This is a genomic window from Segeticoccus sp. (assembly GCF_035708005.1).
Genome location: NZ_DASSTI010000090.1, coordinates 1 through 10,050, shown reverse-complemented (window position 1 = coordinate 10,050; position 10,050 = coordinate 1). Strand labels below are relative to the sequence as shown.

The 10,050-nt window shown below is 71.6% G+C and carries 10 protein-coding genes and 1 tRNA gene; 4 read left to right on the top strand and 7 right to left on the bottom strand.

What is annotated here, in order from left to right; translation table 11 throughout:
• From glmU to VFL99_RS09630, 3 genes are all read right to left on the bottom strand, one after another.
• A partial coding sequence (glmU, locus tag VFL99_RS09640) for a bifunctional UDP-N-acetylglucosamine diphosphorylase/glucosamine-1-phosphate N-acetyltransferase GlmU (RefSeq protein ID WP_325106133.1) occupies nt 1-1,061 on the bottom strand: 1,061 nt, incomplete at its 3' end.
• A 161-nt stretch (nt 1,062-1,222) separates the two neighbouring features.
• Nucleotides 1,223-2,785 carry a DHA2 family efflux MFS transporter permease subunit gene (locus VFL99_RS09635; protein WP_325106131.1) on the bottom strand — a complete coding sequence of 521 codons (1,563 nt, stop codon included), beginning with the start codon at nt 2,783-2,785 and terminating at the stop codon, nt 1,223-1,225.
• Between the two features lie 92 nt (nt 2,786-2,877).
• A tRNA-Gln gene (locus VFL99_RS09630) sits at nt 2,878-2,956 on the bottom strand.
• 145 nt (nt 2,957-3,101) lie between these two features.
• On the opposite strand from VFL99_RS09630, the gene VFL99_RS09625 reads away from it, so the two are divergent.
• Both VFL99_RS09625 and VFL99_RS09620 read left to right on the top strand, forming a co-directional pair.
• Nucleotides 3,102-4,091 carry an acyl-CoA desaturase gene (locus tag VFL99_RS09625; protein ID WP_325106130.1) on the top strand — a complete coding sequence of 330 codons (990 nt, stop codon included), beginning with the start codon at nt 3,102-3,104 and terminating at the stop codon, nt 4,089-4,091.
• Between the two features lie 128 nt (nt 4,092-4,219).
• Nucleotides 4,220-4,822 carry a TetR/AcrR family transcriptional regulator gene (locus VFL99_RS09620; protein WP_325106132.1) on the top strand — a complete coding sequence of 201 codons (603 nt, stop codon included), beginning with the start codon at nt 4,220-4,222 and terminating at the stop codon, nt 4,820-4,822.
• Between the two features lie 43 nt (nt 4,823-4,865).
• Here the strand turns inward: VFL99_RS09620 and VFL99_RS09615 are convergent, their stop codons facing one another.
• From VFL99_RS09615 to VFL99_RS09605, 3 genes are all read right to left on the bottom strand, one after another.
• A complete protein-coding gene (locus VFL99_RS09615) occupies nt 4,866-5,510 on the bottom strand; it encodes a phosphoribosyltransferase (RefSeq protein ID WP_325106129.1) in 645 nt (214 codons plus the stop codon).
• 125 nt (nt 5,511-5,635) lie between these two features.
• Nucleotides 5,636-5,995 (bottom strand): VOC family protein, encoded by a 360-nt coding sequence (locus VFL99_RS09610; RefSeq protein WP_325106128.1) that lies wholly within the window; start codon nt 5,993-5,995, stop codon nt 5,636-5,638.
• On the bottom strand, nt 5,992-6,879 hold the full coding sequence (locus tag VFL99_RS09605; RefSeq protein WP_325106127.1) for a methyltransferase domain-containing protein: 888 nt from the start codon (nt 6,877-6,879) through the stop codon (nt 5,992-5,994). The genes VFL99_RS09610 and VFL99_RS09605 overlap by 4 nt, the downstream gene beginning before the upstream one ends.
• 61 nt (nt 6,880-6,940) lie before the next feature.
• Between VFL99_RS09605 and VFL99_RS09600 the strand changes: the two genes are divergently transcribed.
• Together VFL99_RS09600 and VFL99_RS09595 are read left to right on the top strand one after the other, a co-directional pair.
• The gene (locus tag VFL99_RS09600) at nt 6,941-7,525 is read left to right on the top strand and encodes a MarR family winged helix-turn-helix transcriptional regulator (protein WP_325106126.1); all 585 of its coding nucleotides are present in this window, start codon (nt 6,941-6,943) and stop codon (nt 7,523-7,525) included.
• A 355-nt stretch (nt 7,526-7,880) separates the two neighbouring features.
• Nucleotides 7,881-8,798 (top strand): type IV toxin-antitoxin system AbiEi family antitoxin domain-containing protein, encoded by a 918-nt coding sequence (locus VFL99_RS09595; RefSeq protein ID WP_325106125.1) that lies wholly within the window; start codon nt 7,881-7,883, stop codon nt 8,796-8,798.
• Between the two features lie 211 nt (nt 8,799-9,009).
• Here VFL99_RS09595 and VFL99_RS09590 read toward each other — a convergent pair.
• The coding region (locus tag VFL99_RS09590) for an ATP-binding cassette domain-containing protein (protein ID WP_325106124.1) at nt 9,010-10,050 on the bottom strand (1,041 nt) is incomplete at its 5' end.

The window sequence follows — 10,050 nt, the reverse complement described above, 5'->3', positions numbered from 1 at the left end:
TAGGACAGGTGCGGCACCTTGGAGCCCGCGCCGATCTGCGCGTTCTTGGTCTCGACGAAGGTCCCGATCTTGCCGCCGGTCCCCAGCTCGGTGCCCGGGCGCAGGTAGGCGAACGGGCCCACCGTGGCCCGCTCACCGATGAGGGCGTGCGACCCGTGCGTCCGTATGACGGTCGCACCGTCGCGCACCTCCACGTCACTGAGCGTGGTGTCCGGTCCGATCGTCACCCCGGTGCCGATCGTCGTCGCGCCGTGGAGCTGGGTCTGGGGGTGGATGAGGCAGTCACGGCCGAAGGAGACGTCGCTGTCGATCCACGTCGTGTGCGGGTCGACCACGGTGACGCCCTCGCGCATCCAGTGCTCGACGGTGCGCCGGTTGAGCTCGGCGCCGAGCCGAGCGAGCTGGACCCGGTCGTTGACGCCCTCGGTCTGCCAGACGTCGTCGATCCGGTGCCCGCTGATCCGGCCGCCGCCCTCGCGGGCGATGGCCAGCACGTCGGTGAGGTACTTCTCGCCCTGGGCGTTGTCCGTGCCGACCTCCCGCAGGGCCTCGCGGAGCACCTTGGCGTCGAAGGCGTAGATGCCGGAGTTGATCTCGGTGATCGCGCGCTGCGCGTCGGTGGCGTCCTTCTGCTCGACGATGCCGCCGACCTCGCCGTCGGCGTCGCGCAGGATCCGGCCGTAGCCGGTGGGGTCGGGCACGCTGGCGGTGATGACGGTCACGGCGCTGCCGGTCTGCTCATGCTCGGCCTGCAGCCCGAGGAGCGTGTCGGCGGTGAGCAGCGGGACGTCACCGTAGGTCACGAGCACGGTGCCGGTGAGCCCGTCGGGGAGCGCGTCGAGACCACACTCGACCGCGCGGCCGGTGCCCTTGACCTCGTCCTGGTCGACGACGAGGGCGTCAGTGTCGACCGCGCCGATGTGCTCGGCGACGAGGTCGCGCTCGTGCCGGACGACCACCGCGAGGTGACCCGGCTCGGTCCCGCGAGCCGCCACCATCGCGTGGGCCAGCAGCGTGCGACCGCCGATCGCGTGCAGCACCTTGGGGACAGCCGACTTCATCCGGGTGCCCTCGCCTGCGGCGAGGACGATGACGGCGGCAGGCGGACCAGCAGGACGCGGGGTGCTCACGCGGAGAGGCTCCCAGTCGACGGGGATGCGGACCGACACGCGAGGTCGTCGCGCGAGTGCCCTCGCCGCCCGGCCCCGGTGCCTCCTCGATGCTACCGGGCGTTCACCTGTGGTTCGGCCACGGGCAAGGCGGTCTCGGGGGCCGGTGCGGCCGGCCCGCCGGCGCCGGATCGGCCCACGAGGTGGCGTGGCCGCTCGAAGACCAGTGCCGCGACGAGCCCGAGCAGGAGCACGGCCGCGGGCAGGAGCATGGAGTTGGCCATGGCCGCGCTGAAGCCCTCGTGCAGGGCGGCAGGCAGCGCGCCACTCTGCTCCTGCGCGGCTCCGCCACCAGCCAGTCCGGGCAGGTGCGAGGCGATCTGGGACTGCATGAGCACCCCGATCGCGGCGCTGCCGAGCACCGCTCCGATCTGGCGGGTGGTGTTGTAGACCCCCGAGCCCGCCCCGGCCTGGCGCATGGGCAGGTTGCGGGTGGCCGTGGTCGACAGCGGGGACCACATGAACCCGTTCGCCACACCAAGCAGCGCGATCGGCAGCAGCAGCTGCCAGATCGGCACGTCCGGCGTCATGACCTGCCACAGCCACACCAGCGCGAGCGGGAACGCGAGCAGGCCGACCCCGGCGACGTAGCGGGGGTGCGCCCGGTCGGCGAGCCGGCCGACGAACGGCGCGAGCACCCCGGAGATCACCGCCATCGGGACCATGAGCAGCGCCGCCTTCGTCGGGCTGAGCCCGCGCACGACCTGGGCGTAGAGCATCAGCGGGAAGGCCATGGCGGTGATCGCGAAGCCGACCGCGGTGATCGCCACGTTGGCGAGGGAGAAGTTGCGGTCGCGGAAGAGGCTGAGCGGCACGAGCGGCTCCTGCCGGTTGCGGCTCTGCCACACGACGAACAGCCCCATCACCACCACGCCCGCGCCGATGAGCGACCACACCGAGACCGGCCCGGTGATGGTGCCCCAGTCGTAGGTCTGCCCCTCCTGGATGCCGAAGACGAGGCAGAACAGGCCGACCGCGCTGAGCACCACGCCGAGGAGGTCGAAGCGGTGCGCGTGCGTCGGCAGCCGCGGCACGAACCTGCTCGCCAGCGCGAACCCGACGACGCCGACTGGGACGTTGATGAAGAAGATCCACTCCCACCCGAGGCTGTCGAGCAGCACGCCGCCCAGCAGCGGCCCGACGAGCGTCGCCACGCCCGCGACCGCACCCCACAGCCCCATCGCCTGCCCACGCCGCTGCGCCGGGAAGATCCGGGTGATCACGGCCATCGTCTGCGGCGTCATCATTGCCGCGCCGAGCCCCTGGAACACCCGGGCGAGGACCAGCTGCTCGATCGTCCCGGTCAGCCCGCACCACAGCGAGCTCAGCGTGAACACGGTCAGCCCGGTCAGGTAGAGGCGCTTGGGACCCACCCGGTCACCGAGTCGTCCGGTGATGAGGAGGGGGACGGCATACGCCAGGAGGTAGGCGCTGGTGACCCACACGACCTCGTTGACGTCGGCGTGCAGCCCGGACATGAGGGCCGGGGTCGCGACGGAGACGATCGTGCTGTCGACCAGGATCATGAAGAAGCCCAGGCACAGCGCCCACAGGGCGGGCCACGGGTTCTGGGGTGGGGCCTCACGTTCGACCGGCTGGCCGGTCAGCGTCGTCATGCGTGCACCGTCGTCATGACGTCAATCAACCACGGGGCACCGACACTTCTTCCCGGCGCCTCGGACCAGCCAGGTGCCGGTATGCCGTGCTGCTCCCCGGGTTGGAATCGAACCAACGTCGCTAATCCTGATTCAAAGTCAGGCGGCCCCTGCCAGCAGAGCAACCGGGGAACGTCCGGACGGACGGGCCCGCAGGCCAGCCCCAAGGGTAGTGGACCGCCGGGCAACGGCTGCGTGCCCGGCATACGCTTCGGTGGCGACTTACGGATTCGTAGGTTACGGTGCCGTAAGTTGCACCCAACCACGGAGGCCGACCGTGACGACCTACGCACCGGACGCCCGTTCCCGCCGCAGGCACAACCCCGCCGAGACCGCAGCCGCACCGCCCACGGCCGCCCCGACCCACGAGGAGGCACCCGAGCGCAAGCGCGCCGGGGAGCAGATCGCACTGGGGCTCTTCATCCTCATCCCCTTCCTCGCCCTGCTCGCCGCGATCCCGTGGGCCTGGGGCTGGGGCCTGGGGTGGCACGACATCGTCATCGCGGTGGTGATGTACGCGATCTCCGGCCACGGCGTCACCGTCGGCTTCCACCGGTACTTCACCCACGGCTCGTTCAAGGCGCCCACCTGGCTGCGGGTCGTCATGGCCGTCGCCGGCTCGCTCGCGATCGAGGGGCCGGTCATCCGATGGGTCGCCGACCACCGCAAGCACCACGCCTTCTCCGACCGGGAGGGTGACCCGCACTCGCCGTGGCGCTACGGCGAGACCGTGCCGGCGCTCATCAAGGGCCTGTGGTGGGCGCACATGGGCTGGCTGTTCGACGTCGAGCAGACGCCCCGCACCAAGTACGCCCCCGACCTCATGAAGGACGCCGCCATCCGCCGGGTGTCCAGCTCCTTCCCCGGGCTCGTCGTGGTCTCCCTGCTGCTGCCCGCCCTCGTCGGCGGCCTGTGGTCGATGAGCTGGTGGGGCGCGGTGACCGCGTTCTTCTGGGGCTCGCTCGTGCGGGTGGCGCTGCTGCACCACGTCACCTGGTCGATCAACTCGATCTGCCACGCCCTCGGCGAGCGGCCGTTCAAGAGCCGCGACAAGTCCGGCAACGTCTGGTGGCTGGCCGTGCTGTCGATGGGCGAGTCCTGGCACAACCTGCACCACGCCGACCCCACCTGCGCGCGGCACGGGGTGGACCGGGGGCAGGTCGACTCCAGCGCCCGCATCATCTGGGCCTTCGAGAAGCTCGGCTGGGCCCGTGACGTGCGCTGGCCACGACCGGCGCGGCTCGCGGCCAAGCGCGTGGCAGCCTGAGCTCGTCCCGAGCCGCCATAGCCGCCCGGACCGGCGAGCCGGTGCCGGGTCCGAACTCCCCACCTTGCGAAGATGAGACCGTGAACGCTGCCCGGAACAAGGACGAGACGACACCGGTCCGGTCGAGGATGACCGGCAAGGAGCGGCGTGAGCAGCTCATCGCCATCGGGCGAACCCTCTTCGCCGACAAGGGCTTCGAGGGCACCACGGTCGAGGAGATCGCGGCCCGTGCCGGGGTGTCCAAGCCCGTGGTCTACGAGCACTTCGGCGGCAAGGAGGGGTTGTATGCCGTCGTGGTCGACCGCGAGATCCGCACCCTGCTCGACGGGATCACCGGAGCACTGGAGACCGGTGCCCACCCCCGCGCGCTCGTCGAGCAGGCCGCACTCGCCCTCCTCGACTACGTCGAGAACTCCACCGACGGCTTCCGGATCCTCGTGCGCGACTCGCCGGTCGGCGAGACCACCGGCTCCTTCGCGAGCCTGATCAGCGATGTCGCCTCCCAGGTCGAGCACCTGCTCGCCGCCGAGTTCAAGCGACGCAGGCTCGACCCGAAGACGGCGCCCATCTACGCTCAGATGCTGGTCGGCATGGTCGCCCTGACCGGGCAGTGGTGGCTCGACTCCCGCCGGTTCAAGAAGGCCGACGTCGCCGCCCACCTGGTCAACCTCGCCTGGAACGGCCTCGTGGGCCTGGAGCAGAGGCCGAGGCTGCAGACACCGGTGAAGTGACCGCACCGGTGGACTGACTGCGCCGGTTCAGCGAGTCGCGGCCTCACCGCTCGGCGAGGATCCGGCGCACCTCGTCGGTGCTCGTCTGACCGAAGTGGACGTACCACTCCCCCACACTGCCGAAGCGCCGCGGCGCGCGGACCACGACGACCTCGTCGAAGTCCTCCTCCAACTCGGGCAGCACCCGCGCCGGGCACACCGGCGCAGCCAGGGTCACCGTGCTGGCGCCGGCCGCATGCAACAGGACCGCTGCCGCACGTGCCGTGGCCCCGGTGGCGATGCCGTCGTCGACGACGAGCGCCGGCCCGCCGCCGAGCTCTTCGCCTCCCGACGACGTCCCACGCAGGTCCGCGGCCAGCGTGGCCGCCTCATTCCTCGTGGAGTCGACCAGCTCCTCGATGCGCTGCGCTGACAAGCCGGCCCGCTCCCGGACCTGCTCGTTGAACACGGCCGGGCCCCGTTCCCCCACCGCCCCGAGCGCGAGCTCCGGCTGCCAGGGCACGCCGATCTTCTTGACGACCAGGACGTCGAGGCCGAGCCCCAGCACCCGCGCGACCTCTCGAGCAACCGGGACACCGCCGCGCGGCAGCGCGAGCGCCACGGCAGGGCGCGGGGTGGCGCGGCCGGCCCAGTGCTTCTCCAGGGCCTCCGCCAGCTGCACTCCGGCGTCGGCGCGGTCGCGGAACACAAGGCTCAGTCTGCCCGGCAGCCCGTCGGCGTGCAGCGCGAGCAACCGCAGCGCGGGTCCCGTCGAGCTCTGGGCAGGGCAGCGCCCGGGCCGGCAGCGCCCGGGCCGGCAGGCCGCCGCGCTGTCTAGGCCTGCTGCAGCTCGATCCGGTTGCCGACCGGGTCGTCGGTGTGGAACCGGCGCAGCCCGGGGATGTTCTCGTCCCAGCGCACCTCGCCGCCGGCCGCGGCGACACGGCGGGCCAGGTCGTCGAGGTCCGAGACGGCGATGCCCGGATGCGCCTTGCGGGCCGGGGCGAACGGTTCCTCGACGCCGCAGTGGATCTCGCAGCTCCCCGCGCGGAACCACGCGCCGCCGCGGCGGGCGAGGACGGGCGGCTTGGTGATCTCCGTCATACCGAGGACGCCCACGTAGAACTCCCGCAGGCGATCCTCGGATCCGGCGGGGCAGGACACCTGGACGTGGTGCAGGCCGACGATGCTCACGCGCCCTCCCCCTGTTGCGGGGGGACAGTCGCGTTCGCCGGCTGGTGACCGACGGCGAACACCCTGCGGAACGGGAACGGCGTCCCGTAGCGCTGGCGAGGGTAGGCGACACGCAAGCGATCGGCATACGTGGCAAGGAAGTCGGAGCGTTCGTCCTCGCCGGTGAGCACGTCGAGGAAGGGCCGCAGCGCCGTGCCCTTCACCCACTCCAGCACCGGGTCGCTCTGCTCGCCGGACGGGTCGAGCAGGTGCAGGTACGTGGTCTCCCACGCGTCCGGCACCAGCCCCTCGGCTGCCATCAAGGACGCGTAGGTCGAGGGCTCACCGACCGCACTGCCGTCGCGGATCCCGGGGGTCAACTCGGCTGCGCGGGGATGGGTGAGGACGAGCTCACGCAGGATCGCGTGGGACGGGGCGTCGAAGTTGCCCGGGACCTGCAGGGCGAACCACCCGCCGGGCGCCAGAGCCCGGAACCAGTGCGGCAGCAGGCGCAGATGGGTCGGCACCCATTGCAACAGGGCGTTGGTCACGACGACGTCGGGGGCGGCGCCGAGCGAGGCCGGGTCCCAGTCGGCGACGTCGGCCCGCATCCACTCGACCCGGCCGGCCACGTCGAGTTCCCTTGCGCGCCGGAGCATCTCGGCCGAGGAGTCCACGCCGACGATGCGTGCCTGCGGCCAACGCCGCGCCAGGCCGAGCGTGAGGGGGCCGTTGCCGCAGCCGAGGTCGACGACGACCGCCGGTTGCTCGGCGCCGACCCGCTGCAGCAGGTCGTGGTAGGGCCGGCCGCGGTGGTCGCTGAACCGCGCATACTGCTGCGGATCCCAGGTCGGCGCATCGCTGGCGCTGCCGGGGGTGGTGCTCGGCGGACTCGTGTCAGTCATGGTGACTCCTCTCCGAGTTATCTTGATATCAAGATACTCGATGCCGAGTAGACTCGCCACCATGACGGCCAGACCCAGCGAGCCCGCCGACAGCCGGGCGACCGGTGCGGCTGCGGGGGCGGGCGCCGCCGGGGCGGTCGCTGCCGGGGGCCGGACGAGCCAGGACGAGGTCGACCGCATCGTCGAGGCGTGGCGGCGGGAGCGCCCCGACCTCGACGTGGCTCCCCTGCAGGTGCTCTCCCGGGTGTCCCGGCTCGCGCGCCACCTCGACCTCGCACGGGGCTCGGCGTTCGCGCAGCACGACCTCGAGGGGTGGGAGTTCGACGTCCTGTCCGCCCTGCGCCGTGCCGGCGACCCCTACCAGCTGTCCCCCGGGCAGCTCGTGCAACAGACCCTGGTCACGAGCGGCACCATGACCAACCGGGTGGACCGGCTCGAACGGCGCGGGCTGGTGCGGCGCAGCCCGGCGCCGAAGGACCGGCGCGGGGTCATCGTGGCCCTGACCCGCGAAGGGCGCGAGGTGGTGGACCAGGCGATGGCCGACCTGCTGGCCCGGGAGCGCTCGATTCTCGGCGCGCTGCCCGAGGGTGCGCGGGCCGAGCTCGCGGACCTGCTGCGGCTCCTGCTCGGGCCGTTCGAGCACTGAGGCGATCCGGCGGTGGGGCAGTCGTGAGGATCGGGACGCCGTGCCGGGCCGAGCCGGGACTTCTGCCACCGAGCCCCCGTTGCAGGCCGGGCTCGGTGACGGAAACCAACCACCCCGCCCGACATCTGCCACCAAGCCCCCGCTGCCCGTCGAGCTCGGCGACAGAAACCAACCACCCCGCCCGACATCTGCCACCGAGCCCCCGCTGCATGTCGAGCCGGTGACAGAATGGCGTTCTCGGGATATCTCGGCGGGACACCTCGGCGCGCCCACAGCCCACCGGTCACGACCGGCCCTCTCCACAGCTGAGGCAATCCTCTCCCGTCGGGTCTGCTGGCACAGCCACAGTGTCCGGATGAACGACCTGCTCCAGACGCGCAGCTCCGTGCAGGGCGGCGTCTTCACCCGGACCGATGCCCTTGAGTGTGGCTACACCGATGTCGGTATCCGTGCCCTCGTCGAGTCGGGCATGTGTCGGCGCCTTGCTCGCGGCGTCTACGGACTCCCACTGCCGCAGCCGGTGAATGCCGAGGCTCGTCACCGCCAGAGGGCTCGCGGCCTGCTCCGGCGGTATGCCGGTCGTGCCGCGGCCAGCCACCACTCCGCCCTGCTGCTGCACGGCCTCCCGACATACGGCGTGGATCTCGGCCGGGTCCACCTGACCGCCCAGGGCCGCACCCACGGAAGCACCCACCCGGAGTTCTCGATCCATCGACGCGTCCCGTGGGCGGAACCAGTCGACGTCCGTGGTGGCCTTGCCCTGCCAGTGGCGGCCGCGCTGGCGCAGACGGCCACCCTGATGGGAAGCACGACGGCGATCGTGGCAGCGGACGCCGCATTGCACCGGGAGATGCTCAGCGTCGCCGACCTTCGCGATGCGGCCGACCGGGTGCTGCGCTGGTCGGGAGGGCGAGAGGCGTTGGTGATGGCGCGCATGGCCGACAAGCGCTCCGAGTCTGTTGGCGAGAGCCGGCTCCGTCTTGCCTTCTCGGCGTTGCAGATCCCGGTCGAACCGCAGTTCAAGGTCATGGACGGCGACCGAGTCATCGCCCGTTCCGACTTCCGTGTCAAGGGCACGCGCCTACTGATCGAGTTCGACGGCCTGGTGAAGTACCGCGGACAGGACGGTGCCGACGCCATCGTGCGCGAAAAGAAGCGAGAGGACCAGGTCCGGCGACTTCGTTGGGACTTCGAGCGCTTCGTCTGGGATGACCTGGACAACCTGCCCCAGATCGCCAGTCGGGTCTGGGAGGGGCGCCGACGCGCAGCATGAACGGCCTCGAGGGCGGGACGCGACAGAGGGCTCGAGGTCACGACGACTGGCACAATCCGGTCCCGGGTTCCTGGCACCGAGCCCCCGTTGCAACCGAGGCCCGGCGGCAGAAACCGGCCCACAAACCACCGACCTGGCACCGAGCCCCCGCTGCAACCACGGCCCGGCGGCAGAAACCGGCCCACCGCGGAGTCCGGTGCCGCGGCGGCGGTCAGCCAACCAGGTCGGCGGCCTCGAGCCACTCGGTCTCGAGCTCTTCGCGCTCGTCGACGACCTCGCGCAGCTGGGCGTTCAGCTCGAGCACCCTCTCGTGGTCGGTCGCCGCAGCCGCCATCTGCTCGTGCAGCTTCTGCTCGCGGTCGGCCAGCTTGCCGAGCTGCCGCTCGATCCGGTTCATGTCCTTCTTCGCCGCCCGCACGGCCGCGGCATCGGCACCGGCACCCGCCCCTCCTGCACCCGCCCCTCCTGCACCCGCCCCTCCGGCACCGGCACCGCCCGCCGCACCGCCCGAACTCCCGCGACGCCCGGACCCAGCACCCGGCCGGGCCGCCGCCTCGCGCCGCAGCTCGAGGTACTGCTCGACCCCGCCCGGCAGGTCGCGGACCTGCCCGTCCCCGAACAGCGCCACCTGCCGGTCACACATCCGCTCCAGCAGGTAGCGGTCGTGCGAGACCACGAGCAGGGTGCCGGCCCACCCGTCGAGGACGTCCTCGAGAGAGGTCAGGGTCTCGATGTCCAGGTCGTTGGTCGGCTCGTCGAGGACCAAAACGTTCGACGGCCTCGTGAACAGCTTCGCCAGCAGCAGACGGCTCCGCTCGCCGCCGGAGAGGTACTTGACCAGGACCCGCGACCGCTCCGGCGGGAAGAGGAAGTCCTGCAAGTAGCCCAGGACGTGCCGGGGCTGGCCGTTGATCGGGATCGTCTCGTACTCGCTGACGTTCTGCTGGACGGTCCTCTCCTCGTCGAGCGTGGCCTTCAACTGGTCGAAGTAGGCCACCTCCAGGTTCGTGCCGTGCCGGATCGTCCCCTCCCCCGGCGGCAAGTCCCCCAGGAGCAGGCGCAACAGGGTCGTCTTGCCCGAGCCGTTCGGCCCGATGATCCCGACCTTGTCGCCCCGCATGATCGCGGTCGTCAGCCCCCGGATCACCGGCCGGTCGCCGTAGCGGAAGCCGACGCCCTTCGCCTCGATGACCAGGTTGCCCGACTTCTCGGCCTCCTGCACCTGCATGCGGGCCGCCCCTTGCCGCTCCCG